The organism is Mesorhizobium sp. SEMIA396 (genome assembly GCF_024518615.1).
Lineage (GTDB): Bacteria > Pseudomonadota > Alphaproteobacteria > Rhizobiales > Rhizobiaceae > Mesorhizobium.
This window is the reverse complement of record NZ_JANIFC010000002.1, coordinates 276,715-302,412: the sequence shown is the minus strand read 5'-3', so window position 1 is coordinate 302,412 and position 25,698 is coordinate 276,715. Positions and strand designations below refer to the sequence as shown.

General features: G+C 61.4%; 24 protein-coding genes. 16 read left to right on the top strand and 8 right to left on the bottom strand.

Annotated elements, in window-relative coordinates; genetic code table 11:
• Nucleotide 1: 1 nt before the first annotated feature.
• The 3 genes from NP503_RS06330 to NP503_RS06320 form a co-directional block, all read right to left on the bottom strand.
• Nucleotides 2-439 carry a cytochrome c gene (locus NP503_RS06330; protein ID WP_127269954.1) on the bottom strand — a complete coding sequence of 146 codons (438 nt, stop codon included), beginning with the start codon at nucleotides 437-439 and terminating at the stop codon, nucleotides 2-4.
• Between the two features lie 157 nt (nucleotides 440-596).
• Nucleotides 597-1,196, bottom strand: a complete 600-nt coding sequence (locus tag NP503_RS06325; protein WP_013532667.1) for a superoxide dismutase — start codon at nucleotides 1,194-1,196, stop codon at nucleotides 597-599.
• Between the two features lie 106 nt (nucleotides 1,197-1,302).
• On the bottom strand, nucleotides 1,303-2,181 hold the full coding sequence (locus tag NP503_RS06320; protein WP_127269956.1) for a branched-chain amino acid aminotransferase: 879 nt from the start codon (nucleotides 2,179-2,181) through the stop codon (nucleotides 1,303-1,305).
• Nucleotides 2,182-2,338: 157 nt separating this feature from the next.
• On the opposite strand from NP503_RS06320, the gene NP503_RS06315 reads away from it, so the two are divergent.
• Together NP503_RS06315 and NP503_RS06310 are read left to right on the top strand one after the other, a co-directional pair.
• The gene (locus NP503_RS06315; protein WP_127269958.1) at nucleotides 2,339-3,001 is read left to right on the top strand and encodes a haloacid dehalogenase type II; all 663 of its coding nucleotides are present in this window, start codon (nucleotides 2,339-2,341) and stop codon (nucleotides 2,999-3,001) included.
• A 170-nt stretch (nucleotides 3,002-3,171) separates the two neighbouring features.
• Complete coding sequence (locus NP503_RS06310) at nucleotides 3,172-3,996, top strand: L,D-transpeptidase (protein WP_127269960.1); 825 nt, start codon at nucleotides 3,172-3,174, stop codon at nucleotides 3,994-3,996.
• A 160-nt stretch (nucleotides 3,997-4,156) separates the two neighbouring features.
• Here the strand turns inward: NP503_RS06310 and NP503_RS06305 are convergent, their stop codons facing one another.
• Nucleotides 4,157-4,867, bottom strand: a complete 711-nt coding sequence (locus NP503_RS06305) for a FadR/GntR family transcriptional regulator (RefSeq protein ID WP_127269962.1) — start codon at nucleotides 4,865-4,867, stop codon at nucleotides 4,157-4,159.
• A 284-nt stretch (nucleotides 4,868-5,151) separates the two neighbouring features.
• On the opposite strand from NP503_RS06305, the gene NP503_RS06300 reads away from it, so the two are divergent.
• The 5 genes from NP503_RS06300 (at nucleotide 5,152) to NP503_RS06280 (ending at nucleotide 10,338) form a co-directional block, all read left to right on the top strand.
• Nucleotides 5,152-6,255: a substrate-binding domain-containing protein gene (locus NP503_RS06300; protein WP_127269964.1), complete on the top strand. Its 1,104-nt coding sequence runs from the start codon at nucleotides 5,152-5,154 to the stop codon at nucleotides 6,253-6,255.
• A 168-nt stretch (nucleotides 6,256-6,423) separates the two neighbouring features.
• A complete protein-coding gene (locus NP503_RS06295; protein ID WP_236382866.1) occupies nucleotides 6,424-7,464 on the top strand; it encodes an ABC transporter permease in 1,041 nt (346 codons plus the stop codon).
• Nucleotides 7,421-9,019, top strand: coding sequence for a sugar ABC transporter ATP-binding protein (locus NP503_RS06290; RefSeq protein WP_236382864.1), 1,599 nt, complete (start codon nucleotides 7,421-7,423; stop codon nucleotides 9,017-9,019). Before NP503_RS06295 ends, NP503_RS06290 begins: the two co-directional genes overlap by 44 nt.
• Nucleotides 9,016-9,804, top strand: a complete 789-nt coding sequence (gene attM, locus NP503_RS06285) for an N-acyl homoserine lactonase AttM (RefSeq protein ID WP_127268346.1) — start codon at nucleotides 9,016-9,018, stop codon at nucleotides 9,802-9,804. The genes NP503_RS06290 and attM overlap by 4 nt, the downstream gene beginning before the upstream one ends.
• Nucleotides 9,805-9,861: 57 nt before the next feature.
• Nucleotides 9,862-10,338 carry a nuclear transport factor 2 family protein gene (locus NP503_RS06280; protein WP_236382862.1) on the top strand — a complete coding sequence of 159 codons (477 nt, stop codon included), beginning with the start codon at nucleotides 9,862-9,864 and terminating at the stop codon, nucleotides 10,336-10,338.
• An 89-nt stretch (nucleotides 10,339-10,427) separates the two neighbouring features.
• Here NP503_RS06280 and NP503_RS06275 read toward each other — a convergent pair whose 3' ends face one another.
• The gene (locus NP503_RS06275; protein ID WP_127268345.1) at nucleotides 10,428-11,975 is read right to left on the bottom strand and encodes a helicase HerA-like C-terminal domain-containing protein; all 1,548 of its coding nucleotides are present in this window, start codon (nucleotides 11,973-11,975) and stop codon (nucleotides 10,428-10,430) included.
• Between the two features lie 309 nt (nucleotides 11,976-12,284).
• Between NP503_RS06275 and NP503_RS06270 the strand changes: the two genes are divergently transcribed.
• The 4 genes from NP503_RS06270 (at nucleotide 12,285) to NP503_RS06255 (ending at nucleotide 16,525) form a co-directional block, all read left to right on the top strand.
• A complete protein-coding gene (locus tag NP503_RS06270) occupies nucleotides 12,285-13,727 on the top strand; it encodes a methylmalonyl-CoA mutase subunit beta (protein ID WP_127269966.1) in 1,443 nt (480 codons plus the stop codon).
• Complete coding sequence (gene scpA / locus NP503_RS06265; RefSeq protein ID WP_127269968.1) at nucleotides 13,724-15,847, top strand: methylmalonyl-CoA mutase; 2,124 nt, start codon at nucleotides 13,724-13,726, stop codon at nucleotides 15,845-15,847. Before NP503_RS06270 ends, scpA begins: the two co-directional genes overlap by 4 nt.
• Nucleotides 15,848-15,917: 70 nt before the next feature.
• Nucleotides 15,918-16,139, top strand: a complete 222-nt coding sequence (locus tag NP503_RS06260) for an AbrB/MazE/SpoVT family DNA-binding domain-containing protein (protein WP_127269970.1) — start codon at nucleotides 15,918-15,920, stop codon at nucleotides 16,137-16,139.
• Nucleotides 16,136-16,525 carry a type II toxin-antitoxin system death-on-curing family toxin gene (locus NP503_RS06255; protein ID WP_127269972.1) on the top strand — a complete coding sequence of 130 codons (390 nt, stop codon included), beginning with the start codon at nucleotides 16,136-16,138 and terminating at the stop codon, nucleotides 16,523-16,525. Before NP503_RS06260 ends, NP503_RS06255 begins: the two co-directional genes overlap by 4 nt.
• Here NP503_RS06255 and greA read toward each other — a convergent pair.
• Nucleotides 16,522-16,995, bottom strand: a complete 474-nt coding sequence (gene greA, locus NP503_RS06250; RefSeq protein WP_127269974.1) for a transcription elongation factor GreA — start codon at nucleotides 16,993-16,995, stop codon at nucleotides 16,522-16,524. The two genes, NP503_RS06255 and greA, sit on opposite strands and share 4 nt — an antisense overlap.
• Nucleotides 16,996-17,115: 120 nt before the next feature.
• On the opposite strand from greA, the gene NP503_RS06245 reads away from it, so the two are divergent.
• Nucleotides 17,116-18,492 (top strand): TIGR03808 family TAT-translocated repetitive protein, encoded by a 1,377-nt coding sequence (locus NP503_RS06245; protein ID WP_127269976.1) that lies wholly within the window; start codon nucleotides 17,116-17,118, stop codon nucleotides 18,490-18,492.
• Here NP503_RS06245 and NP503_RS06240 read toward each other — a convergent pair.
• Nucleotides 18,485-19,489, bottom strand: coding sequence for an asparaginase (locus NP503_RS06240; RefSeq protein ID WP_127269978.1), 1,005 nt, complete (start codon nucleotides 19,487-19,489; stop codon nucleotides 18,485-18,487). The two genes, NP503_RS06245 and NP503_RS06240, sit on opposite strands and share 8 nt — an antisense overlap.
• A 25-nt stretch (nucleotides 19,490-19,514) precedes the next feature.
• On the bottom strand, nucleotides 19,515-20,681 hold the full coding sequence (locus NP503_RS06235) for an acetyl-CoA acetyltransferase (protein ID WP_127267966.1): 1,167 nt from the start codon (nucleotides 20,679-20,681) through the stop codon (nucleotides 19,515-19,517).
• A 203-nt stretch (nucleotides 20,682-20,884) separates the two neighbouring features.
• Here NP503_RS06235 and betI point away from each other — a divergent pair, with 203 nt between their 5' ends.
• From betI to betA, 4 genes are read left to right on the top strand one after another with little or no spacing between them, the layout of a single operon-like run.
• On the top strand, nucleotides 20,885-21,475 hold the full coding sequence (betI, locus tag NP503_RS06230; RefSeq protein WP_127267967.1) for a transcriptional regulator BetI: 591 nt from the start codon (nucleotides 20,885-20,887) through the stop codon (nucleotides 21,473-21,475).
• Nucleotides 21,472-23,001 (top strand): choline-sulfatase, encoded by a 1,530-nt coding sequence (betC, locus tag NP503_RS06225; protein WP_127267968.1) that lies wholly within the window; start codon nucleotides 21,472-21,474, stop codon nucleotides 22,999-23,001. Before betI ends, betC begins: the two co-directional genes overlap by 4 nt.
• A complete protein-coding gene (locus NP503_RS06220) occupies nucleotides 23,001-24,002 on the top strand; it encodes a threonine/serine dehydratase (RefSeq protein ID WP_127267969.1) in 1,002 nt (333 codons plus the stop codon). Before betC ends, NP503_RS06220 begins: the two co-directional genes overlap by 1 nt.
• Nucleotides 23,995-25,647, top strand: coding sequence for a choline dehydrogenase (gene betA / locus NP503_RS06215; protein ID WP_127267970.1), 1,653 nt, complete (start codon nucleotides 23,995-23,997; stop codon nucleotides 25,645-25,647). The genes NP503_RS06220 and betA overlap by 8 nt, the downstream gene beginning before the upstream one ends.
• The last annotated feature ends 51 nt before the right edge of the window (nucleotides 25,648-25,698 follow it).

Here is a 25,698-nt window from a genome sequence, read left to right as displayed (position 1 = left end):
ATCAGCCCTTCTTGATTCTGTAGCCTTGATGGCAGGTGCCGCAATCCGAGCCGATAGCGCCGACTTGCGCCTTCAGCGCGTCGGCATCGGCGGGAGCCGCAGCGACCGCGGCCTTCACGTCTGCGAGATATTTGTCCTCGGCTGCGTTGAAGCCAGCCATGTCTTGCCAGATCTTCGGCGAGGCCGTGGTATCGCCGGTGTCGCTGCCGGCCGGGAACAGCGCATCGGCATCGAATTTTTCCGCATTCGCCTGCAACGCCTGAAGTTGCGTCAGCACAGCCGCGGCATCAAAGGGCTCCTCGCCCTTGACAACTTTCGACAGGCCGCCGACGATCTTTCCACGTTCCTTCATCAGTGCCTGCCGGTCGAGGACCGGGTCGGCAAAAGCCGCCGAGGCCGCGAGTGCGAGCATAGAGATGGCGATAACAAGCTTTCTCATTCAATTGGCTCCATGATGAAGGCATTTCGGGACAGGACGTTAACGGATGCCGTAGGAGGAAAATTCCCTCCCCGGACGACTTTTGCCAGATCTTTGCTTTTTATGGGACACTGAAAAAGAAAAGCCCCGGGTGATACCGGGGCTTCCTGGAAATCGATCACTTCGCCTTTTCGTACAATTCAAGGACATGGTCCCAGTTGATCAGGCTGTCGACGAACGCCTCGAGATATTTCGGCCGGGCGTTGCGATAGTCGATGTAATAGGAATGCTCCCAGACATCGACCCCGAGGATCGGCGACGCGCCATGGACGAGCGGGTTCTCGCCGTTCGGCGTCTTCGAGATCGCCAGCTTGCCATCCTTGACGGAAACCCAGGCCCAGCCGGAACCGAACTGGGTCGTGCCGGCGGCAATGAAGTCGGCCTTGAACTTGTCATAGCCACCGAGATCGCTATCAACTGCCTTCTGCAGGGCGCCCGGCAGCTTGTTGCCGCCGCCGCCTTTCTTCATCCACTTCCAGAAATGGATATGGTTGTAGTGCTGGGCGGCATTGTTGAAGAGGCCGGCATTCTTGCCGAACGACTGCTTGACCACCTCTTCGACCGACAGATCACCCAAGCCTGCCTCGGCGGCGAGCTTGTTTCCGTTATCGACATACGCCTTGTGGTGCTTGTCGTGGTGATATTCCAGCGTCTCTTTCGACATGTAAGGCTGCAAGGCCTCATAGTCGTAAGGCAGAGCGGGCAATTCAAAGGCCATGGATAGTACTCCCTCGTGGAAAAATCCGGTGTCGACACCGGAGTAAGATAGGTCTGGAATGGATTGGGACAACTCCGGATGAAGCGTCGGTCGCCTTTTTATCCGCTCAAGCAGCGGAAGTCGAATGCGCCCAATCCCAATAGAGTTCGCGCGCCTTTTTGGCCACCGGCCCGGGTTGCAGATTGCGATCCTCGATACGCGTGACCGGCACGACCTTGGAATGGTTCCCGGTCGAAAAAATTTCGTCCGCTTCGAGGAAATCGCGCACCGACAGCGTCTTTTCCGTGGTCTTGAACCCATACTCGCCAAGCAGCGTTATCGTGCGCGAGCGGGTGATGCCGGACAGGAAGGTGCCGTTCGGCGCCGGTGTAAAGACATGACCGTCCTTGACCAGGAAGATGTTCGAGGTCCCGGTCTCGGCAACGTTGCCCAGCATGTCGAGCACCATTGCGTTGTCGAAGCCGCGCATCTTGGCTTCGAGAATGGCCCGGCCGTTGTTGGGGTAAAGGCAGCCGGCCTTGGCGTTGGTCGGCATGGTTTCGATGGTCGGACGCCGGAACGGCGACACGGTCACCGAAAAGCCAGTCGCCGGAATCATCGGCGATTCATAGAGGCAAAGGCAAAAGCGGGTAGACGCCGGATCGGCCGGGACGCCCATATAGCCGCCATGCTCGGCCCAGTACATCGGCCTGATATAGACCGCCGTCTTGCCGTCGAACTTCTTCAACCCGTCCCATGTCAGCCCGACGATCTTGTCGGCGCTCATGTTCGGCTTCAGGCCGAGTGCGATCGCCGAAGAATTCACCCTGGCGGCATGGAGGTCGAGATCCGGCGCCACGCCTTCGAACCAGCGGCCACCGTCGAACACGCTGGTGCCGAGCCACATGGCGTGGCTGCGCGGCCCCAGAATGGCGACGTTGCCCTCGTGCCAATCACCATCGACGAAAGTCCATGTCGCGGATTGCGCCGCAGCCGCCAGTGTCATCGTGTGGTCCCGCCTCAATCGGTCTCGTGTGACGGCCATTGGAAGATGCTTTGGCGGGCGCCGTCAACCGGCATCATGGAGTTTTGTTGAGGCCAGTGCCGGGGCGCAATGCAATCAAAGCTTGCACCTTGTCGCACCTGCCCTCAAAACTGTTGTCATGCAATACGCCGCCTATGTCTTCGACGCCTATGGCACGCTGTTCGACGTGCATGCCGCCGTGCGTCGTCATGCCGACCGGATCGGGCCGGACGGCCAATTGTTGTCCGAGATCTGGCGCGCCAAGCAGCTCGAATATTCCTGGGTGCGCACGCTGATGGGCGCCTATGCCGATTTCTGGCAACTGACCGAACAGGCGCTCGATTTCGCCTTGCGCAAAGTTCCCTCGGCCGACCCCGGTCTCAAGGCGATATTGCTGGATGCCTACTGGCGGCTGGATTGCTATCCGGAAGTGCCGGCCGTGCTCAAGGCGCTCAAGGCTTCGGGAGCGAGGCTGGCGATCCTGTCCAACGGCTCGCCCGAAATGCTGCAGGCGGCGGTCAAATCCGCCGCGCTCGACCAGGTTCTGGATGACATCTATTCCGTCGATAGGGTGCGGCGCTTCAAGACCGACCCGGCGGTCTACGATATGGTCGCCACCGGCTGGCGCCTCTACCCCGGCGCGGTTTCCTTTCAGTCGTCCAATCGCTGGGACATTGCTGGCGCCACCAAATTCGGTTTTCGCACGGTGTGGATCAACCGCTCCGACCAGCCCGAAGAATACCGGGATTTCCCACCGGCCCTTATCCTGCCGTCGCTCGAAGCCCTTGTGCCCGGCAGCTAGGAAACCTGTGTCTCTGGCGCCACAGTAGCAGCCTGGTCACAGCTTCGCCTTTGTTTGCCCACGTTCGGGCCAGAATCGGAACCGCCTATCGCCCCAGGTGTTGTCAGGCACCCGCGCAACTGTCGGCGAATTCACGTTTTGTTGCGATTTGAGACTTAAAGAAGGCAACCATGTCCATTACCGAAATCGAATCTTTTCGCCTGAGCCGTCGCGGCTTTCTCAACGCCGCAGCCCTGGGCGCCGCTTCGATCGCGGTTTCCGCATGCGCTACCACCGGGCCGGGTCCGGTCGAGCCGCCGCCACCAACCTATGTCGAGCCGCCTCTGGCCGATTATGTGACGATGTACGCCGCTGTCAGCGACGGCGGCTTCGACTTGCCGGCCATCCCCGTCGACAAGATCGATCCGCAGTTCCTGCGTCAGATCGTTCCCGACCCGACGGGACAGAAGCCGGGAACCATAGTCGTCGATACCACCGGCCACTTCCTTTATCTGGTTCGTCCAGGCGGTCAGGCGATACGCTACGGTGTCGGCCTTGGCCGTGCCGGCTTCGAATGGTCTGGCGACGCCGTCGTTCAGTGGAAGCAGAAATGGCCGAAGTGGACGCCGCCGGACGAAATGATCGCCCGTCAGCCGGAATTGAAGCCCTATAGCGCCGACAATGGCGGCATGCCCGGCGGCCTGAAGAACCCGCTCGGCGCACGCGCGCTCTATCTGTTCCAGGGCAATGTCGACACGCTCTATCGTCTGCACGGCTCGCCTGAGTGGCGGTCGATCGGCAAGTCGGTCTCGTCAGGCTGCGTGCGTCTGATGAACCAGGACATTATCGACCTCTATGATCGCGTGCCCTCGAAGACTCCGGTCGTCGTGACCAGCGACGCCAGCCAACCCATGGTGGCGACGGCCAACCGGCAGGCGATTCCGATCGACGCCGGCGTGCCGGACGGATCGGTGCTGCTTGGACCGGTCAAGGCGATCACCAATTCGATCTTCTGATCTGCGGGGGCGTGACGAGGTTTGCCCCCTGAGGAGCTTTAGCTGTTCCTCAGCGGGCGCCAATGTAGCAACCTTCATGGACCATGCAGAGATTGCCGTCGCGCCGTGCAGGACGTTCACACCCTGATCTCCCTGGGGAGCGCACTTTAGGGGAACGGGCTCACTTCAGTCCCAGATGCAAGGACAGTCGATTTGCAGCTCCTCGAAGGTGCTTTTCCGCAGCTTTGCGAGCCTCTTGTGGATTCCCCTCCGCGATCGCGTTGAATATGGCGATATGCTCTTCCTGAACTTGGGAGAGTAGGGCATTTCGCAGCGAACTGGCGCGAGCCTTTCGGATAAAATTCCGTACATGCGACTCCAGGAAATTGGACATTTCCTTGAAATGCGGATTGCCGCAGGCATCGACGATCTCTCTGTGAAAGGCCATATCCTCCTCAACGCCGGCTTCATCGTTGTCGAACGCCCGCTGGATGGCATGCAATTGCATTTCAATCGCCGCAAGCTGCTTTGCTGAGCGCCGTTCGGCAGCCAAAGCTGTTGCAGCCGATTCCACCGCCATCAGAAGCTCGATGATGTTTTCAACATCCAATGCATCGGTCAGATCAACACCGGCCAATCGAAACGCCATCTCCTTCGTCTCGATTACGAACGCCCCTAGACCCTGCCGGGTTGCAACGAGTCCATCGCGTTTGAGGATGCCGATTGCTTCCCTGACGATCGGCCGGCTCACACCATATTTTTCCGATAGCTCGTGCTCCGTTGGCAGCTTGTCGCCCTTGGCGTGTGCGCCCGAAGTGATGTCACTCCTGATCCTCGAGGCTACGGAATCGGCAAGTGAAGGTCCTCGTCTAACCTTTTCATCATAAACCATACGGTGCTCCAACCATCGTCGCTTTCGGACGGCACATCTAAGCCGTTGTGGCTCTGTTGTACCCACGCTGCCGCGAATTTTCTTTTGTCAGAGTAGCAGATTTAACTTGTCAGGCAACCTGGCAATATGGTTCATTGGCAACTGCGGCATGCGGTACCAACGCCTTGCTGGTGCGCGAACGCTGGGATGTCGTGTCGGCAACGGTCCGAAGCGTGAGAACGCTCAGTCGCTGAGGTGACCGGTCGGGTCTTCGCAAGAACGGATAGAGAAACGGGAGGAAGCGCATGAATATTTTTGATGATCCGCAACGGTTACGCCGGCTTGCACAAGAGGCCACCGAATACACCGATTTCAATCGCCGGACTCTTCTGAAGAGTGTGGGCGGTCTGATCGGCGGCGCAGCGCTTGCAAGCACATCGATACTTGCCAGCGCCGAGGAAATAACGCCGCCCGCTGCCGGCAAGAAGGTGCGCATTGGCGTCCCGCTGACCTACGGGCCGTTCAATCAGCCGTGGCGCCGTGGCTGCTGGCAGATCGTCAAGGCGGTGCTCGATGCCGGAGGCGAGGTCGTCACGATTCGCGGCGAGCCGACAAAGCCAAGCGAACAGTCCGCCGAGCGGGCGCTGCTCGACCGCGGGATCGACGCGCTTGTGATGGGGATCTACTCGCAAGAATCCGAAACCGCCTATATTGCGGACGAGGCGCACAAGAGAGGCATCAAGACGGTCGGCTTCACCATTCCGGTCAAGAATTCACCGGCCGTCATGGACGATGTCTGGGGAACTGCGACCACGCTCGGCTACTTCGTTCAGAACTATACCGGCCGCCAGGGCACCTTCGCCCAGACCGCGGAACAGCGTGGTTATTTCACGCCGTTCGACATGGAAGTGGACATGTTCGAACTCATGTGCCGCTACGAGCCGCGCATGAAGGTGCTGCCCTTCATCGACGGCGGCCAGGGCACGACCGATGAGATTTCGGTCGGCCGTAAGAACATGCTGTCGCTTTTGCAGGCCCATCCGGAGCCTGGTTCGCTTGCGGCCTTCATCTCGTGGTGGTGGCCATTCACGCTCGGCGCGGCGCAGGCGCTGAAACAGATGAACAGGGACGACGTTCCGCTGTTCAATCACTACCTGTCGACCCAGTTCCTTGAAGCCTGGGCGGCCAAGCAGGTGCCGGTGGTCTTCAGCTGCGACTCGCCCTTCCCTGAAATCGGCCGCAAGACCGGCGAACTCGCGGTTAAGCTCGCGCGAGGCGAGGACGTGCCAAATATCGTCTACCGCATCCCCGTGATCACCAAGACGCCGGATCAGGCGAGCGAGGCCCTCGCCGAACTCAAAAGCTGGGACGAGCAGGCAATCGCCCTGCTGAAACAGTACGGCGGCTAGACGCGAACTGGCATACGGCGAGCAGAGCGTTGCCGCCGTATGCCCCGCTTTCAGCAGAATGCGACTCGTGCCGAAGGGTGCCGGGACCCAATCCATTTGGTGACGGCAATCGCGTGGGCACTGAACCGTACCCTTGCATCTGATCAACGAACGACTGGAATCTAAAAAGTGACGCATGTGGAGCAGGAAAGCCTTGCCAAGGCGAACACAGCCAAGGGTACTGCCGTCAACGCAGTGCCAGCGGGAAGACGCGAACCCGCCGTCATGCGGTTTCTCAGGCAATGGGGAACAATCATCGTCCTGGTCGTGGCCGCCGTTGGATTTTCCATAGCCTCGCCCTACTTCGCCACCGCTTCCAACTTGAACAACATCCTCTTTTCGATGATCGTCAGTGCGTTGGTCTCTATGGGATTGACCTGGGTCGTGACCGCGGGGAGCTTTGACCTTTCGATCGGTCTCACAGTGACGACGTCATCAATCCTCGTCGCCTTTCTGATCCCTATCACCGGCCCTTGGCTTGCAATCGTGTTTGCTCTGCTTGCCGCATGCCTGATCGGTGTGGTGAACGGGCTTCTGGTGACCTATGGACGGCTATCGGGCATTGTCGTCACGCTTGGTGTGATGTTCGTGCTCGATGGGATCAACGTTTTTATCACGGGCGGTTATCAGGTCCCTGTTAGCTACGACGAAACCGCATTCCTTTATCTCGGCCAGGGTAAGCTCGGAATCGTCGGCGTGCCCGTAATCATCCTGGTAGCGGTGTTCATCGTAGCCCTCATCGCCGCAGCGCGGACACGGATCGGCCACTACATCGCGGCGGTCGGCGACAATCCGATGGCGGCGTTCTACTCCGGGATCAACGTTTATCGATGGGTCATCCTCGCATTCGTGCTTTCGGCATTGATGTCGGGGATTGCGGGCGTGATCGTGACCGCTATCTCATCCTCGGCGCAACCGGTCGGTGGCGAGGGCTACCTCCTCGAGGCCTTCGCCGCGGTGTTCCTTGGCGCAACCGTGCTTGGAAAGGGCAAGCCACATCTGTTTGGCACTCTCGTTGGCGTCTTTTTCCTGTATATGGTGGATTCCGGGATGAATATGGTCGGCTTCCCCTTTGCCGCCCGCCACATCTTCCAGGGACTGGTGCTCATCGTCGCGGTTGGAGCAAATGCGCTTCTCAACCGTGAAGAAGTCCATCTCAAGTTTATCTGAGGTGACGGCGATGAACGCGACACCACTGGTTGAACTGAAGAATCTCGAGAAGGAGTTCGCCGGCACCAAAGCGTTGAAGGGCGTGAGCCTTAGCTTTCTGCGCGGCGAGGTGCACGGCCTGCTTGGTGAAAACGGTGCGGGCAAGTCGACCCTCATCAAAATCTTGACGGGTGTCTATGCCCCGAGCGCCGGTGAGATTTTCCTTGAAGGGTCACCGGTCAGGGTTTCCAGCCCGCCGGAAGCCCATCGGCTGGGCCTCGGAGCGGTCTATCAGGACGCAGAACTGGTATCCAGCTTCACGGTTGGGCAAAATATCCTTCTCGGCAATGAGCCCGGGAGGATCGGTATAAGCGACCGGGCGATCCATGACGAAGCTGCGGAGATTCTGTCGCAAATGGGCATCGAGCTCGACGTGCGGCGGCTTGCCGGCGCACTGTCCGCAGCCGAGATGCAACTCGTCACCTTGGCGACCTTGTTCCATCGGCGCTACAAACTGATCGTTCTTGATGAGCCGACAGCTCGCCTTTCGGCAGCGGAATCGGAAGTTCTTTTTCGGATCGTCGATGGCTTCAAAGCGCAGGGGATAGCCATCGTTTACATCTCCCATCGCCTTCGAGAGGTCCAGCAGATCTGCGACCGCGCCACGATCCTTCGAGGGGGACTTGTTTCCGGAACCCTTAATCGTGGCGAGGTCACCGAAGACCGCGTTACTGAACTCATGGTGGACCGCAGCCGCTCTGAGCTTGCGACCTACAATGATGGCAACAGCGTCCGTCCAGAAGTCCTGGTTGAGGTTGCTGGCCTCGGCACGGCGCAGTTGGCGCCCCTCAGCTTCAAGATGCAAGCCGGAGAGGTGCTGGGCTTCACCGGTCCCGTTGGCGGCGGGATGGAAGATGTCGCACGGGCGCTTGGCGGCATCAGCCGGCATTCCGGCACGGCAAAGGTGCGGGGCAAAGCGGTCAATCTGGCCACCCCGATCGCTGCACGTCGTTCAGGCATCGCGCTGATCCCCGAGGACCGGCGCAAACAAGCCCTTTTTCCCGCACTCTCGGCTGCCGAAAACATCTGCCTGCCGGTCCTGCATTCGCTGCAACATTTTTTGATGATCCGGCCCGGCACCATGAAAAGATATGCAGAAGCCGTGCTGGACCAGCTTGCGGTGCGCCCACGCGCTTCCTCCACGCAGGTGCGCTTCTTCTCCGGTGGCAATCAACAGAAGCTGGTCATCGGCAAATGGATGAGTGCGAAAGCCACCGTCTATATCATCGTGGAGCCGACCAACGGCGTCGATGTCGGTGCGATCAAGGAAATCTACGATATCATACTGCAACTTGCCCGCGATGGCGCCGCAGTCCTGCTCATTTCGTCGTCCCTGAACGAAATGCTCGCGCTCGCCGATCGGATCATGGTCATTCATGACGGCAACTGCGTCGCGGAGGCACCGAAAAAGAGCTGGACATATGACGACCTTCTGGCCGTCACCCTGAGCGGCAAGTCGCGACACACGGCGTCGCCGCCGCACGTCACCCGTTCAACAGAAGAGGAAAGCAGATGAGCACGGATATCAGGCTCTACATGTTCCAGACTGGGCAGATTCGACAGAAGGAGGTCGATATCAAGCTTGGCTACAGCCAGGACGAGTTCTTCACCCCAATCCCCTGGTACCTAATCGTCCATCCCAAGGGAAACATCGTTATCGACGGCGGCACAGCGGTTGAAGCAGCGCGTGATCCGGTTGGCTGGTGGGGCGACACCACAAAGAAATACTATCCTATCATGGATCCCGAAGAGGGCTGCGTGAACCAACTCGGCAAGATCGGAATGAAGCCCGACGATATCAAGTTCGTGCTGCATTCGCATTTGCATCTCGATCACTCCGGCGCCTGCGGCAATTTCCCAAAAGCCCGCCATCTTGTGCAGCGGCGGGAGATTGCATGGGCGTTCGCCGCCGACTGGTTCATGCAAGGCGGCTATATCAAGAAGGATCTGACCAAGGATGGCATCAACTGGGACGTGATGGAGGGCGAGGACCAGTATGATGTCTTCGGCGATGGCAGCGTGCAGACATTCCTGTCTCCGGGACACACCCCCGGCCACCAGTCCATCATGGTACGGCTGCCCAACACCGGTTCGATCCTTCTCGCAATCGACGCCGCTTACACGATGGATCACTGGGAAGAGAAATGCCTGCCCGGCGCGCTGACGTCCGCGCAGGAAGCCGCTGCTTCCGTCAGAAGGCTGCGGCGCATCGCCGAGAAAGAAAACGCGATTGTCGTGCCAGGCCACGACATGGAAACCTGGAAGAAGTTCAAGAAAGCTCCGGCGGAATACTATGACTAGGTTCCGCTGAAATATGCGGCCGGCTGAAGATCGCCGGCCGCACCGCTAAAAACCAAAATGGTCCTTCAAAATCAGTTGCGCGCGCGGACCGCCTCAACAAGGCGGCGCGGTACGCGTGGCGGGTTGCACGAGAGTATTTACCAGATGCACAAGGCTGCTCTCGATCAAATCCAGCAGCGCTGGAACGAGGCCTCCGCGCCATGGGATAAGAAATTGCTCTCCCAGATTTATACGCAGGACGCTCTTTTTTTCGGTCTACTGCCTAGGTTGTACGTCGGACGATCTGAAATAGAGGAGTATTTTGGAAGCTATCAACTCATACTAGAAAAAGTGAATTTAACGCTTGTCGACCAGAATACGAGATCGTTGAGTCGAGGTCTGTTCGCGGCGCAAGGGTTTGGCGATATCGTTAATTACTATCGTGACGGCTCTGTCGTAAAAAATAGGGTCAGGACTTCGTTCGTTGTTTCAAGAATCAATGGTGACTGGCAGATTTATCTGCACCATTTCTCTGAGCTGATCCGGGATAAATAAAGTCTACGGACAGTGGCGAGGCTCGCCAGGAACCGCGCTGAGCAACGGGGGTTCTACTCGCGCGACGGGTGGCGCATAGCTGCCGCTCCTTACCTGCCCCTCGACAGACTCCCCAATATCCCGCGCACGATTGCCCGGCCGACCGACGAGCCAACCGAGCGCACCACCGACTTGATCGCCGCCTCGGCCACCGTCTGGCGGTTGGACGGGCGCGGTGCAGATGTGCGCCTGCCACCGGATTGCGGCGCGGGATCGTCATTGCCGAAGCCCGGAATGGTCCAGCGCGAGCCGCCGCTGCCGGCCTGCTGGGCCTGCTCTTCGGCATCCTGCGCGTCCTTGGCTTTTTTTTGCAGCATTTCGAAAGCCGATTCGCGATCGACGGCCTGATCGTACTGGCCGACGACGGGGCTCTCCTGGATCAGCTTTTGTCGCTCGGCTGCCGTTATCGGTCCAAGGCGCGACGACGGCGGGCGGATCAGGGTCCGCTGCACCATGGACGGGACACCCTTGGCCTCCAGCGTCGAGACCAGCGCTTCGCCCGTGGCAAGCTGGGTAATGGCGGTCATGCAGTCGAAATCGGGATTCGGCCGGAACGTTTCGGCCGCCGTCCTCACCGCCTGCTGCTCACGCGGCGTATAGGCGCGCAGCGCGTGCTGGACGCGATTGCCGAGCTGGGCCAGGACTTTTTCAGGGATATCCAACGGGTTCTGAGTGACGAAATAGACGCCGACGCCCTTCGAGCGGATCAGTCGGACCACTTGTTCGACGCGATCGATCAGCACCTTGGGTGCTTCGTCGAACAGAAGATGCGCCTCGTCGAAAAAGAACACCAGCTTCGGCTTGTCGGGGTCGCCGACTTCCGGCAGCACCTCGAACAGTTCCGACATCAGCCATAGCAGGAAGGTCGCGTAGAGCCGCGGATTCATCATCAGCTTGTCGGCGGCAAGCACGCTGATGGCGCCGCGTCCGTCGCGGGTGGTGCGCATGATATCGGCGATACGCAGTGCCGGTTCGCCGAAGAAATTTGCGGCTCCCTGTTGCTCCAGGACCAGCAGCGTGCGCTGGATCGCCCCGACCGATGGCTTCGTCACGTTGCCGTAGCGCGAGCCGATCTCGTCGGCACGCTCGGCGATGTTGGCCAAGAGCGCCTGCAGGTCCTTCATGTCGAGCAGCAGCAGACCTTCCTCGTCAGCCAGGCGGAAGGCGATGTTCATGATGCCTTCCTGCGCCTCGGTCAGGTTCATCAGGCGCGACAGCAACAACGGCCCCATTTCCGAGACCGTGGCGCGGATCGGATGACCCTGTTCGCCGAACAAGTCCCAGAAGATGACGGGGAATTCCTGGAAGTTATAAGGATCGAGCTTGACCTGTTCGGCCCGCTTGACGAGGAAATCCTGTGCCGTGCCCATCATCGCGATGCCCGACAGATCCCCCTTGATGTCGGCGCAGAACACAGGCACGCCGGCGTTGGAAAATCCTTCGGCCAGGATCTGCAAGGTGACTGTCTTGCCGGTACCGGTGGCGCCCGTCACCAGGCCATGACGATTCCCATATCGTAGCAACAGCTGCTCGGCACGCTGATAGCTGTCGTCGGGCTTGCGGCTGGCGCCGATGAAAATACTGGTGTCGTCAGCCATATGTCCGGTCTCCGCAAACTGATGTGTCTAAAGCCAGTGGCCTTGCCGCAGGTATAGTGAGGCCATTGCACAGCGACAATGCCATTCGTCCAAATCCGGGCCATTCGCCCAAATCGCCCCATTCGTTCAAATCGGGTTTTTGGAGCTTGCGGATTTTGCCGCTGTTTGGCAATCGTCGTCCACGCGGATTGACCTATATCTGATGGATCGAATCCGGTCACTGGAAGCGCATTGCATTGCGATATCGGACCAGGGACCGTAGACTGGACTGCTCCCGGCTGGTGCGGCCGTATGAAACGAGGAGGACGGATGGGCGCCGGAGCCTTGATCCAGGACGTGGAACCCGAAAACATCGAGCGCCAGCGATGGCTCGCATTGGCGGAAAAGGCTTTGGCAGGCGCTTCCTTCGAGGAAAGGCTGGTCTCGCACAGCGACGACAACATCCGTATCGAACCGCTCTACGACCGCAGCACCGCGGCGGAACCGATCGTACGCGCAAACCCGAAATCGCCATGGATCGTCAGCCAGCGAGTCGACGATCCCGACACCAACCGCGCCAAAAGCCAAGCGCTGGAGGATGTGGCACAGGGTGCCACGGGATTGTCGCTGGTCTTCGAGGGGGCGCCGAACGCGTTCGGATACGGCTTGCCGAGAACGGCGGAGGCGTTGGAGGCGGTGCTGGACGGCATTCCGCTCAACCGCATCCAGGTTCGTATCGACGCCCATCCCTGGAGCCGCGCCGTGGCCGACTGGCTGGTCGCTTTCCTGAGCAAGCGGCGGTCGGACCCGGCAAAACTCAACCTCTCCTTCGGCATCGATCCAGCAGCGATCTTCGCGGGAACCGGTCGGCTGCGCATGTCGATCGAGGCGCTGCGGGCCTCCATGCCGCAGTCGCTGGCGCATTTCTTCGCGATGGGCGTTCCGGGCGTGCTGCTGGAAGCTGACGGGCGCGTGTTCCACAATGCCGGCGCCACGGAAGCGCAGGAACTTGGCATCATGCTGGCTTCGGCTGTCTCCTACCTCAGAATGTTCGAGACGGCGCGGCAGCCGCTTGTCTATGCCGCACCTCATATCGGTTTTGCACTCAGCGTCGACCAGGACCAGTTGCTCTCGATAGCCAAGATGCGGGCGCTGCGCAGGCTCTGGGCGCGGGTGCAGGAGGCTTGTTCGATCCCGACATCCACGGCCAGTATCCATGCCGAGACGTCGTTTCGCATGATGACGGCGATGGACCCGGAGACCAACATCCTGCGCACCACCATTGCATGCTTTGCCGCGGCGTGCGGCGGCGCCGATTCGATCTCCATCCTGCCGCACACGATCGCGCACGGTCTGCCGGCGGGTTTTGCCCGTCGTGTTGCCCGCAACACGCAGCTGATCATGGCCAATGAAAGCCATATCGATCATGTCACCGATCCCGCCTATGGTTCCGGCGCTGTGGAAGCGCTGACCGCGGAATTGTGCGAACTGGCCTGGGCGGAGTTGCAGACGATCGAAGCCGAGGGCGGTGTCCTGTCCAGCCTTCAGGACGGACACATCCAGAAGCGCGTTCACGCAGCGGCGGAGCAGCGCAATGCAGCCTACCGCACAGGTGAACGGGCCATCATCGGCACCACGCTCTATCCATCGAAGAACGAACGCCCCGTCGAGACGCTGGCGGCGGAACGGCGACCGGCCTTCACCGAAGGCGTTGCCGTTTGCGAGCCGCTGTTTCCAGTCCGCGTCGACCAATCGATCGGAGCCGGCTCTTGATCCCGGACTTCGGCCAGATCGGCTGGGTCCCGCCACGCCGCACGCCTGTCGAGGTCAAAGGCCAGCGGACCACGCCGGAAGGGCTCATTGCCAAGCATCTGTACAATCAAAGCGACCTCAAGGGGTTGCCGCATCTCGACACCTATCCCGGCCTGCCACCCTTCGTGCGCGGCCCCTACCCGACCATGTATGTCCAGCAGCCCTGGACGATCCGGCAATATGCCGGTTTCTCGACGGCCGAAGATTCCAACGCCTTTTACCGGCGCAACCTTGCCGCCGGCCAGAAGGGGCTGTCGGTCGCCTTCGATCTCGCCACGCATCGCGGCTATGACAGCGACCATCCGCGTGTTGCCGGCGATGTCGGCATGGCGGGCGTCGCCATCGATTCCATCCTCGACATGCGGCAGCTCTTCGACGGCATTCCGCTCGACGAGATGACGGTATCGATGACGATGAACGGCGCGGTGCTGCCGATCATGGCGCTTTACATCGTCGCCGCGGAAGAACAGGGCGTTGCACAGAGGGATCTCGCCGGGACCATTCAGAACGACATTTTGAAGGAGTTCATGGTCCGCAACACCTACATCTATCCGCCAAAGCCTTCGATGCGGATCGTGTCGGACATCTTCTCATACACATCGAAGAACATGCCGAAGTTCAATTCGATATCGATCTCCGGCTATCACATGCAGGAGGCCGGCGCGACGGCCGACCTTGAGCTCGCCTACACGATCGCCGATGGCATCGAATATGCCCGCGCCGGCGTCGCGGCGGGCCTCGACATCGACCGCTTTGCGCCTCGCCTGTCCTTCTTCTGGGCCATCGGCATGAATTTCTTCATGGAAGTCGCCAAGCTGCGGGCCGCGCGCCTGTTGTGGGCGACCCTGATGCAGAAGAATTTTTCGCCCAAGGACGAGCGCTCGCTGTCGCTGCGCACCCATTGCCAGACTTCTGGCTGGTCGCTGACAGCGCAGGATCCCTACAACAACATTGTCCGCACCATGATCGAGGCGATGGCGGCAACGCAGGGCCACACCCAGTCGCTGCACACCAATTCCTTCGACGAGGCGATGGCGCTGCCGACCGACCACTCGGCGCGGATCGCCCGCAACACCCAGCTCATCCTCCAAAAGGAATCCGGCACCACGCGCATCATCGACCCGTGGGGCGGTTCGGCCTATCTCGAACGGCTGACGCATGATCTGGCGGCGCGCGCTCTTGCCCATATCGAGGAGGTCGAGGCGCTCGGCGGCATGGCGGCGGCGACCGAACAGGGCATTCCCAAGCTGCGCATCGAGGAAGCCGCCGCGCGCACGCAGGCGCGGATCGATTCCGGCGAGCAGATGCTGGTCGGCGTCAACGCCCATCGGCCCGAGACCGACATCGAGGTCGACGTGCTGAAGATCGACAATGCCGAGGTCAGGGCCCGGCAATTGTCGAAGCTGCAACGGCTGAAGGGCACGCGCGACGTCGCCGCCGTCGAAAGCGCGCTCGATGAGCTGACCCGTGCCGCGCAAGGCAATGAAAACCTGCTGGAATTCGCCATCCGAGCGGCGCGCGCCAATGCCACGGTCGGCGAGATTTCATTCGCGTTGGAAAGGGCGTTTGGGCGCCACGTCGCCACGGTACAGACCATTTCCGGGGTCTATCGGAAGGCGCTTGGCGATCATCCCGTGGTCGACGGTCTGCAGGACAAGCTTGACGCCTTCGAGAAGAAGACCGGCGGCAAGCCGCGCATCCTGGTCGCCAAGATGGGACAGGACGGCCACGACCGCGGCCAGAAGGTCATCGCCACGGCCTTCGCCGATCTCGGCTTCGACGTCACCGTCGGCGCGATGTTCCAGACACCGGAGGAGATCGCGAGACTAGCGGTTCAACAGGACGCCCACATCGTCGGCGCCTCGTCGCTGGCGGCGGGACATCTGACGCTGATCCCCGAACTGCGCGACGCGCTGAAAAAGCTCGGCCGCGGCGACATGCTGATCGTCGCCGGCGGCGTCATTCCACCGCAGGACTATGACGCGGTGCTGCAAGCCGGCGCTGCGGAAATCTTCCCACCGGGCACGGTCATTCCGGAGGCGGCGGATCGTTTGCTGGACCGGCTGCTGGCGGTCCGCTAGGCTTGTTATAATATCTGTTGCAACTTCTCGCCGGTCGAGTTATAATCGGCGTTGCAACAGGATATCTGTCATGAACACGACCATTCGCAAGATCGGTAATTCGGAAGGTGTGATCCTGCCCAAGGATCTGCTCGATCGTCTGAACATGAAGACAGGTGATCAGCTCCAGATCGTCGAAACGGACAAGGGCATTGCCCTTGAGCCGATGGACGACAGTTTCGAGCGGCAGATGGAAGCTGCTCGCAAGGTCATGGACAAATACAAGGTCGCGCTTCAGAAGCTCGCCGAATGAGCTGGGAGTTCCTTACCCGGCGTGCGGTTGAAGCGATGCACGCCGAGCAGTTGCGCAGGCATGGCGGTGCTCAAGGTTTGAGAGATGAAAATGCTCTCGAATCTGCGCTCGCGCGTGCCGAGAACAAGGCCAACTACGAAAACCCTTCGGTTGAAGACCTAGCAGCCGCCTATGTCTTCGGCATCGCAAGAAATCACGCCTTTGTCGACGGCAACAAGCGCACGGCCATAGTTGCAGCCGGTGCATTTTTGATCGTGAACGGCCATGTCCTGACAGCCGACAACGGCACGCTCTACGAATTCGTCATGGCCGTTGCTTCAGGCGAGATCGATGAAGCCGGAGCCGCGGCGTTCTTCCGCGACCATGTCGTCAAGATCGAGGATTAGCTCTCGGAAAGCTTGACGATTTCCCATTCCTTGCCGTTGACGCTGGCCAAGTCGCCGATCTTCTTGCCGAATAGGGCGACCGCCATCGGCGAAACATGCGAAATGCTACCCTTGGTGGGATCAGCCTCGTCTTCGCCGACAATTTTCCAGTGGACCTTCCTGCCGTCGTCGCCCTCGATCGTGACGCCCATGCCGAAGCGCACCACGTCGCTGCCCGGCTCCGGTACGGAGAGTTCGGCGCTTTCACGCCGGGCGGTCCAATAGCGCAGGTCGCGCGACACGACCGCGATGCGCTCGCGGTCGGCTTTGCGTTCGGCTTTTGCCAATATGTCGCGCAGATCGGCCAGATTCTCCTCGATCTGCGCCAAGCCGCGTTCCGTCACCAGATTGCGGTGGTGGCTGACTGGCCGTTCACCGACACCGGCAATGGCATTTTCGCTGTCTTCCTCGCGGGTGAAAGCTCTGCTCATTCCTTGAACTTAGGCGCGGAAAGGCTGCACGACAAGCCATCGTAGCGGCCTCGGTGGGAGAGACATAACGGCTGGCACGATTCCTGCGATATCAGGCTTGAACGCTGGGATTCTGTGCCGATGTTGAACAGACGAACGCTGCTGACCGGGACCGCAGGCTTTGCCGTTATGGGCCTTGCGCTCGGCAAGGCGGTGGCCGCAAGCTTGAGCGGCATCGAGAAAGCCTCGATGCGCGGCTCGATCAATGCCACAGAACTCGGCGTGCAGCCCGGCACATCAGACGATCAGAGCAAGGCCTTCGCCAAGCTGCTGCGTGACGCCAATGCCCGCGATATGCCGGTGTTCCTGCCGCCCGGGACTTATGTCGTCTCCAATCTCTCGCTGCCCGGCCGCGTGCGGCTTTCCGGCGTGCCGGGCGCGACGCGCGTCGTTTACGGCGGTGACGGCCACCTTTTCATGGCCGAACAGGCTGACCATATCGAACTCAGCGGTCTGGTCTTTGATGGTTCGAACCGCACGATGGGCGGTTACACGCAAGGGCTGCTCGATCTGCGCCGTATCGCGCACCTCGCCATCGACAATTGTCAGATCACCGGCAGCGGCAAGAACGGACTGGCGCTGGAACACGCGATCGGCCGGATCGAGCGCAGCGAGATATCGGGCGCCGCCGATGCCGGCATTTACTCGGTCGAGGCTGGCGGGCTGTCCATTACGGGCAACACCGTCTCCGATTGCGCCAATGGCGGCATCCTCGTGCACCGCTGGCAGGTGGCCGAAGACGGCACCATGGTCACCGGCAACCGCGTCCAACGGATCCAGGCACGCAGCGGCGGAACCGGGCAGAACGGCAACGGCATCAATGCCTTTCGCGCCGGCAATGTCGTCATCTCGGGCAACATCGTCTCGGACTGCGCCTTCTCGGCGATCCGCGCCAACAGCGCCAGCAACCTGCAGATATCGGGTAACACCTGCTCGCGCTCGGGCGAAACGGCGGTCTATTCCGAGTTCTCGTTCGAAGGCGCCATCATCAGCAACAACATCGTCGACGGCGCCGCCAACGGCATCTCGATCGTCAATTTCAACGAAGGCGGCCGCATGGGCGTCTGCTCCGGAAACATCGTGCGCAATCTGTCGACCAGCGGTCCCTACCCCGCCGACTCGCCGGGATTTGGCGTCGGCATCGGCGTTGAGGCCGACACCACCGTTTCCAACAACGTCATCGAGAACGCGCCGCTTTATGGCATGCAGATCGGCTGGGGTCCCTACCTGCGCAATGTCGTCGCTACGGGCAACATCATCCGCAACGCCGGAACCGGTATCGTCGTGTCCGTGGTCGAGGGTGCCGGCACGGCGGTCATTTCAGACAATATCATCGACGGCGCGCTCAACGGTGCGGTTGTCGGCCAGCGCTGGGCCGAGCCCGCAACGGGCGACCTCGCCTCGTCAAACGATACCGGCTATGCGCATCTGACCGTCGAGCGCAATCACGTCAGTTGAGGGCTGCCGTCGGCCTCAGCGCCCCGACCTTGGCACCGTTGCGGTTTTCGATGGGCGTGTTTGCCAACTCGCTCAGCTTGAACGCCAATGCCTCGTCGGCGCGCAACAGTTTGGCGAGGACGGTGGCAATCATGGCTTCGCCGGCGCGGCCGGCGCCATCATCGCATTTGAGCGCGATGCCGAGACCAAGTTCCGGAATTGCCGCACAATGGACGCCCTCGGCGCCGCCTTTCGTAAATATCCGCCCGGGTGCGGCCTCCATCAGTGCGACGTCTTCGCGGCCGCTGCCGGCAACGAAGAAGGGCTCGGCCATGCATGCAGCCAGCAGCCGCCTCGCGGCCTTGGCTCGCTCGGGACCAAAACCTGATGTCGTGGCCATGCGGGCAAAGCCGAGCGCGAAGCTCCTGAGCGGCACCGCATAGGTTGGGATCGAACAGCCATCGATGGCCCGCTGGTCCTCACCATGGACAGCGCCCGTCACCGATTGCATGGCGTCGCGCACCATTTCCTGCAGGCCATGTCCCGGCTTGACATAGCCGCGATGCGCAATGCCGGCGTGGACGCAGGTGCAGAGGAAGCCGGAATGCTTGCCGGAACAATTGTTGTGCAACGCGTTCGGTGAACCGCCGGCGCGGGCGAGCGCAATCTCGGCGTCATGGTTGGACGGCCAATGTGTGCCGCATTCGAGTGCTGATCCGTCCAGCCCGGCCTTGGCCAGCATGGATCGCGCAAGATCGACATGGGCCGGCTCGCCCGAGTGGGACGCACAGGCGAGCGCCAGTTCGCGGTTGCCGAAGCCATAGGCATCGGCCGCACCGCTTTCGACCAGCGGCAGTGCCTGGATCGCCTTGACCGCCGAGCGCGGAAACACCGACTTGGCTGTGTCGCCGATCTCCCAGACGGGCTTGCCATCGCCATCGAAGACCGCGACTGAGCCGCGATGCGCGCTCTCGACGATCGCGCCGCGCAACACTTCGATCAGAACCGGATTTGTCATGAACCCTCCCGTAAATGCGGGCGGTTTACCTGATCCGGTCGAGAATGGAAACGTAGTTTGCGACCGCCGCACCGCCCATATTGAAGATGCCGCCAAGCTTGGCGCCCGGCACCTGGATGCCGCCGGCCTCGCCGACAAGCTGCATGGCGGTCAAGACATGCATCGACACGCCCGTGGCGCCGATCGGATGGCCCTTGGCCTTCAGCCCGCCGGATGGATTGACCGGCAGGCGGCCATCCCTGGCCGTTGTGCCGTCCAGCGCAAGCTTTGCCCCCTCTCCCGGCTTGGCAAGACCCATCGCCTCGTATTCGATCAGTTCGGCAATGGTGAAGCAGTCATGCGTCTCGACGAAGGACAGATCGTCGAGCGTCACGCCGGCTGATTTCAACGCCCGGTTCCAGGCCTGTTCGCACCCTTCGAAGGTCAGGATGTCGCGCTTCGACATCGGCAGGAAATCCTGCACATGCTCGTTGGCGCGGAAGGCAACGGCACGGCGCATCTTCAGCGCCGTGGCGGTGTCGGCAAGGATAAGGGCGGCGGCGCCGTCGGAGACCAGCGAGCAGTCGGTGCGCTTCAGTGGGCCGGCAACGAACGGGTTCTTCTCGCTCTCCTGGCGGCAGAACTCGTAGCCGAAATCCTTGCGCATCTGTGCATAGGGGTTGTCGACGCCGTTCTTGTGGTTCTTGGCGGCAATCATGGCCAGCGCATCCGACTGGTCGCCGTAGCGCTGAAAATAGGCCTGCGCGATCTTGCCGAAGACGCCGGCGAAACCCGCCGGTGTCTCGCCGTCCTCGGGCAGATAGGACGCCTTGAGCAGGTTCTTGCCGATCTCCGGCCCCGGCGTCGTCGTCATCTGCTCGGCGCCGACCACCAGCACGATGCGGGCGGCATTGGCGTCGATGGCGCGGATGCCCTGACGGACCGCGGCCGATCCGGTGGCGCAAGCGTTCTCGACGCGCGTCGCCGGCTTGAAGCGCAGCCGGTCGTCGGCCTGAAGCACCAGGCTGGCGGTAAAATCCTGCGCCGAAAAGCCGGCGTTGAAATGTCCGAGCACGATCTCGTCGACCTCGTCGGGACCGATGCCGGCATGGTCGAGCGCGTCGGTTGCCACCTTGACGATCAGATTTTCTAGCGTTTCGCCCTCGAGCTTGCCGAAGCGCGAATGCGCCCAGCCAACGATGCATGCGGTCATGGCGGTCTCCATCCTTGGCGCCAGCCTAACATGTGGGCTCACGGCGCATTTCGCCTTTATTGTTCAAATATAAACAATCTTGCCCACTTCGTGAAGGGCGGGAGGCGGACAATCGCTTGGTACAGCCAAGATCGCGGTCGATTTTTTTGTTGATTGACGCGTCAATAAAAAATAATCCTGTTTTCTCAAAGGATCATCGCGAGATGCCGAAAGTCGGAATGGAACCGCTGCGCCGCAAGGCGCTGATCGACGCGACGATCTCGGCGATCGGCGAGCGCGGCTCGCTCGACGTCACCATGTCCGAGATCGCCGGACGCGCCGGGGTTTCGTCGGCTCTTGCCCATCACTATTTCGGCGCCAAGGACGAGTTGTTGCTGGCGACGATGCGGCACATCCTGGCCGAACTGACCATCGACATGCGACGCGCCCTTCAATCGGCTGGTACCGCGCGCCAGCGCGTTTCGGCGGTGGTCACCGTCAACTTCTCCGACATCCAGTTCCAGCCGGAAACCATCGCCGCCTGGCTCGCCTTCTATGTCGAGGCGCAGAAATCATCGGCCTTGCGCCGGCTGCTCAGGGTCTATGCGCGGCGGCTGCACTCGAACCTGATGAGCGGGCTTGTCGGCATCCTGCCCAGGGCCGAGGCCGACCGCGCCGCCGAAGCGACCGCGGCGATGATCGACGGGCTCTACATCAGGCGGGCGCTGAAAGACGGCGTGCCTGATGCCGCGACCGCAATCGCGCTGGTCGAGGACTATCTCGAAACAAAACTCGGCGAGCGGCGCAAACAGTGACAACGAAGCGACCCAATTTTCTGATCGTCATGGTCGACCAGCTCAACGGAACCTTGTTTCCGGACGGCCCGGCGGATTTTCTGCACACACCGCATCTGAAAGCGTTGGCTGCGCGATCGGCGCGCTTTGCCAACAACTACACGGCCTCGCCGCTCTGCGCACCAGGCCGTGCCTCGTTCATGAGCGGGCAATTGCCGTCGCGCACCGGCGTCTACGACAATGCCGCCGAATTCGCCTCGTCGATCCCGACCTTCGCCCATCATCTGCGCGCTGCCGGCTACTACACCTGCCTGTCGGGCAAGATGCATTTCGTCGGGCCGGACCAACTGCACGGTTTCGAGGAACGGCTGACGACCGACATCTACCCTGCCGATTTCGGCTGGACGCCGGACTACCGCAAGCCCGGCGAGCGTATCGATTGGTGGTATCACAATCTGGGCTCGGTGACCGGCGCCGGCGTTGCCGAGATCACCAACCAGATGGAGTATGACGACGAGGTCGTGTTCCTAGCCACACAGAAGCTCTATCAGCTTTCGCGCGAACAGGACGATGCGAGCCATCGGCCATGGTGCCTCACCGTCTCGCTGTCGCACCCGCATGATCCCTATGTCGCGCGCAAGCAGTATTGGGATCTCTATGAGCATTGCCAGGCGTTGAACCCGGAAACCGGGTTCATCGCGCATGACGAGCAGGATGCGCATTCCCGGCGGCTGTACCACGCCAGCGACTATCCTTCCTTCGAGATCACGCCGGAACAGGTGCGTCGTTCGCGGCAGGGCTATTTCGCCAACATCTCCTATGTCGACGACAAGCTGGGCGAGATCCTGGATGTTCTCGAGCGCACCCGCATGGCCGACGACACCATCATCCTGTTCTGCTCGGACCACGGCGACATGCTCGGCGAGCGCGGCCTATGGTTCAAGATGAGCTTCTTCGAGGGCTCGGCGCGGGTGCCGCTGGTGATTGCCGGCAAGGGCGTTCACGCCGGGCTGATCGAGACGCCGGTTTCCAATCTTGACGTGGCGCCGACGCTTTGCGACCTCGCCGGCATCGACATCGCTGCAATCGCGCCGTGGACCGACGGCCAGTCGCTGCTGCCGCTCACCAAGGGGTTTGAGCGCACCGCGCCGGTGCTGATGGAATATGCGGCCGAAGGGTCCAACGCGCCCTTGGTGGCGATCCGCGACGGCAGATACAAATTCGTCCATTGCGAACTCGATCCGCCGCAACTGTTCGATCTCGAAGCCGATCCGCTCGAACGGGACAATCTGGTCGATGACGCGGCCAATGCGGGCCTGGTGGCGGCATTCATGGACAAGGTCCAGTCGCGCTGGGACATGGCCGGCTTCGACGCCGCTGTCCGCGAAAGCCAGGCGCGCCGCTGGGTCGTCTATCCGGCGCTGCGCAACGGCGCCTATTACCCCTGGGATTTCCAGCCGCTGCAAAAAGCGTCCGAGCGCTACATGCGCAATCACATGAACCTCGACAATCTCGAAGAGAGCAAAAGGTATCCGCGAGGCGAATGATGTCAGACCTTCTCGTCCCCTCCCTCGACCACCTCAAGCAGGCCTACGCCGTCACCTCCAGGGCGACGCAGATCACACCGCTGCTGGAATCGGCGGTACTGGCCCGCGAGACGGGTGCGGCCCGCGTCTTCATCAAGCCGGAATCGCTGCAATGGGCCGGATCGTTCAAGGTGCGCGGCGCCTATTGGCGCCTGAAGCAGCTTTCCACTGAAGAGGCCAGGAAAGGCGTCGTCGCCTACTCCTCCGGCAATTTCGCGCAAGGGCTGGCGGCTGCCGGCCAGGCGCTCGGCATTCCCGTCACCATCGTCATGCCGATCGACGCACCGACCGCCAAGCGTGATGCTACGGCCGGCTATGGCGCCCGCGTCGTGCTGACCGACCATGGCGAACGCGCGCGTGAGGAAGTCGCCGCCGCCAAGGCACGCGAGATCGCCGAGACCGAAGGCTTGGCCCTGCTGCATCCATTTGACGATCCGGAGATCGTTGCCGGCCAGGCGGGCGCCGGCCTCGAAGCGCTTGACCAACTCGAAGCCAAAGGCGCCAGCGCCGATCTTTTGTTCTGCTCGGTCGGTGGCGGTGGGCTGATCGGCGGCGTTTCGCTCGCCTTCCACTATCTGTCGCCCGCCACTGAGATCATCGGCGTCGAATCTGAAGGTTTCGACGGCATGGGCTCGTCGCTGGCACATGGCAGCATCGAGACGATGCCGATCGGGCCGAAGTCGATCTGCGACGGGCTGATGTCGCGACGGCCGGGCGACGCGCCTTTCGCGGCAGTCAAGACCGCCGGTGTTCGCGGCATCACCGTCGACGACCAATCGGTGCGCAGCGCCATGCGGATCGCCTTCGAGCGCATGAAGCTGGTGCTCGAGCCCTCGGGGGCCGCCTCGCTCGCCGCACTGCTCGGCGGCAAGGTGGATGTGAGGGGCAAGACCGCCTTTGTTGTGGCTACCGGCGGCAATGTCTCGCTCGCCGATTTCATGGCGCATATGAACGATGCTTGAAGCAGATTTCGTCATCATCGGCTCCGGCTCGGCCGGCTCGGCCATGGCCTATCGCCTGTCTGAAGACGGCAAGCATTCGGTCATCGTCATCGAATTCGGCGGCAGCGATATCGGGCCGCTGATCCAGATGCCGTCGGCGCTTTCGATCCCGCTCAACATGAGCCTCTATGACTGGGGCTTTGCCAGCGAGCCGGAGCCGCATCTCGGCGGCCGTGTGCTGGCGACACCGCGCGGCAAGGTGATCGGCGGCTCGTCCTCGATCAACGGTATGGTCTATGTGCGCGGCCACGCCCGCGATTTCGACCATTGGGCCGAAGAGGGTGCGGCCGGCTGGGGCTTCGCCGACGTGCTCCCCTATTTCAAGCGTATGGAAGATTCGGACGGCGGCGAGGATGGCTGGCGCGGCCACGGCGGGCCGCTGCATGTGCAGCGCGGCTCGCGTAAAAATCCGCTCTATGGCGCCTTTGTCGAGGCTGGTCGCCAGGCCGGGTTCGAACTGACCGACGACTACAATGGTTCCAAGCAGGAAGGGTTTGGGCCGATGGAGCAGACCATCAGCGGCGGCCGCCGCTGGTCGGCGGCATCAGCCTATCTGAAGCCGGCGCTGAAGCGCAAAAATGTGAGTCTGGTCAAGGGCTTTGCGCGGCGCGTGATCATCGAGAATCAACGCGCCATCGGCGTCGAGATCGAAGCTCACAAACAGATTCAGGTCGTTAAGGCGCGACGTGAGGTGATCGTCGCCGCATCGTCGATCAATTCGCCCAAGATACTGATGCTGTCCGGCATCGGCCCGGCCGAGCATTTGCGCGCAAACGGCATTCCGGTGGTGGCCGACCGGCCCGGTGTCGGCCGCAATCTGCAGGATCATATGGAGCTCTACATCCAGCAGGAATCATTGCTGCCGATCACGCTCAATTCGGTGCTGAACCCGTTCTCGAAAGCACTCATCGGAGCGCAGTGGTTGTTCCTCAAGACCGGGCTTGGCGCCACCAACCACTTCGAAGCGGCAGCCTTCGTGCGCTCGCGCGCCGGCGTCGACTACCCCGATATCCAGTACCATTTCATCCCGGCGGCAGTCCGCTATGACGGCAAGGCGGCTGCGAAATCGCACGGCTTCCAGGCGCATGTCGGACCGATGCGCTCGAAGTCGCGCGGTTCGGTGACGCTGCGTTCGCCGGACCCGAAATCCAAGCCGGTGATCCGCTTCAACTACATGTCGCATCCAGACGATTGGGCCGAGTTCCGCCACTGCATCAGGCTGACGCGCGAGATCTTCGGGCAGTCGGCGTTCGACCCCTATCGGGGCAAGGAAATCTCGCCGGGCAGCCACATGCAGTCGGACGACGAGCTCGACATCTTCATCCGCGATCATGCCGAGAGCGCCTACCATCCTTGCGGCACTTGCAAGATGGGCCGCGCCGACGACATGATGAGCGTCGTCGATCCGGAATGCCGGGTCATTGGCGTCGAAGGCTTGCGAGTCGCCGATTCCTCGATCTTCCCGCGCGTCACCAACGGCAATCTCAATGCGCCATCGATCATGACCGGGGAGAAGGCTTCCGATCACATCCTTGGCCGGACGCCGCTGGCGCCGTCCAACCAGGAACCATGGATCAATCCGAGCTGGCAGGCGTCGGACAGATAGAGCATGATCGTGACTGCACGATCATGCATGCCGCGAAGACGATTTGGAGAC

Bases quoted from the DNA above. Each gene is read 5' to 3' on its own strand.
- NP503_RS06320 (WP_127269956.1), bottom strand. From the start codon at position 2,181: ATGACACTGGCGGCTGCGGCGCAATCCGCGACATGGACTTTCGTCGAT.
- betA (WP_127267970.1), top strand. From the start codon at position 23,995: ATGCTTGAAGCAGATTTCGTCATCATCGGCTCCGGCTCGGCCGGCTCG.
- greA (WP_127269974.1), bottom strand. From the start codon at position 16,995: ATGAGCAGAGCTTTCACCCGCGAGGAAGACAGCGAAAATGCCATTGCC.
- NP503_RS06260 (WP_127269970.1), top strand. From the start codon at position 15,918: ATGAACACGACCATTCGCAAGATCGGTAATTCGGAAGGTGTGATCCTG.
- NP503_RS06270 (WP_127269966.1), top strand. From the start codon at position 12,285: ATGGGCGCCGGAGCCTTGATCCAGGACGTGGAACCCGAAAACATCGAG.
- NP503_RS06275 (WP_127268345.1), bottom strand. From the start codon at position 11,975: ATGGCTGACGACACCAGTATTTTCATCGGCGCCAGCCGCAAGCCCGAC.
- NP503_RS06220 (WP_127267969.1), top strand. From the start codon at position 23,001: ATGTCAGACCTTCTCGTCCCCTCCCTCGACCACCTCAAGCAGGCCTAC.
- attM (WP_127268346.1), top strand. From the start codon at position 9,016: ATGAGCACGGATATCAGGCTCTACATGTTCCAGACTGGGCAGATTCGA.
- NP503_RS06290 (WP_236382864.1), top strand. From the start codon at position 7,421: ATGCGCTTCTCAACCGTGAAGAAGTCCATCTCAAGTTTATCTGAGGTG.
- NP503_RS06330 (WP_127269954.1), bottom strand. From the start codon at position 439: ATGAGAAAGCTTGTTATCGCCATCTCTATGCTCGCACTCGCGGCCTCG.
- NP503_RS06305 (WP_127269962.1), bottom strand. From the start codon at position 4,867: ATGGTTTATGATGAAAAGGTTAGACGAGGACCTTCACTTGCCGATTCC.
- NP503_RS06315 (WP_127269958.1), top strand. From the start codon at position 2,339: ATGCAATACGCCGCCTATGTCTTCGACGCCTATGGCACGCTGTTCGAC.
- NP503_RS06300 (WP_127269964.1), top strand. From the start codon at position 5,152: ATGAATATTTTTGATGATCCGCAACGGTTACGCCGGCTTGCACAAGAG.
- NP503_RS06325 (WP_013532667.1), bottom strand. From the start codon at position 1,196: ATGGCCTTTGAATTGCCCGCTCTGCCTTACGACTATGAGGCCTTGCAG.
- NP503_RS06280 (WP_236382862.1), top strand. From the start codon at position 9,862: ATGGTCCTTCAAAATCAGTTGCGCGCGCGGACCGCCTCAACAAGGCGG.
- NP503_RS06255 (WP_127269972.1), top strand. From the start codon at position 16,136: ATGAGCTGGGAGTTCCTTACCCGGCGTGCGGTTGAAGCGATGCACGCC.
- NP503_RS06235 (WP_127267966.1), bottom strand. From the start codon at position 20,681: ATGACCGCATGCATCGTTGGCTGGGCGCATTCGCGCTTCGGCAAGCTC.
- NP503_RS06240 (WP_127269978.1), bottom strand. From the start codon at position 19,489: ATGACAAATCCGGTTCTGATCGAAGTGTTGCGCGGCGCGATCGTCGAG.
- betI (WP_127267967.1), top strand. From the start codon at position 20,885: ATGCCGAAAGTCGGAATGGAACCGCTGCGCCGCAAGGCGCTGATCGAC.
- NP503_RS06310 (WP_127269960.1), top strand. From the start codon at position 3,172: ATGTCCATTACCGAAATCGAATCTTTTCGCCTGAGCCGTCGCGGCTTT.
- NP503_RS06245 (WP_127269976.1), top strand. From the start codon at position 17,116: ATGTTGAACAGACGAACGCTGCTGACCGGGACCGCAGGCTTTGCCGTT.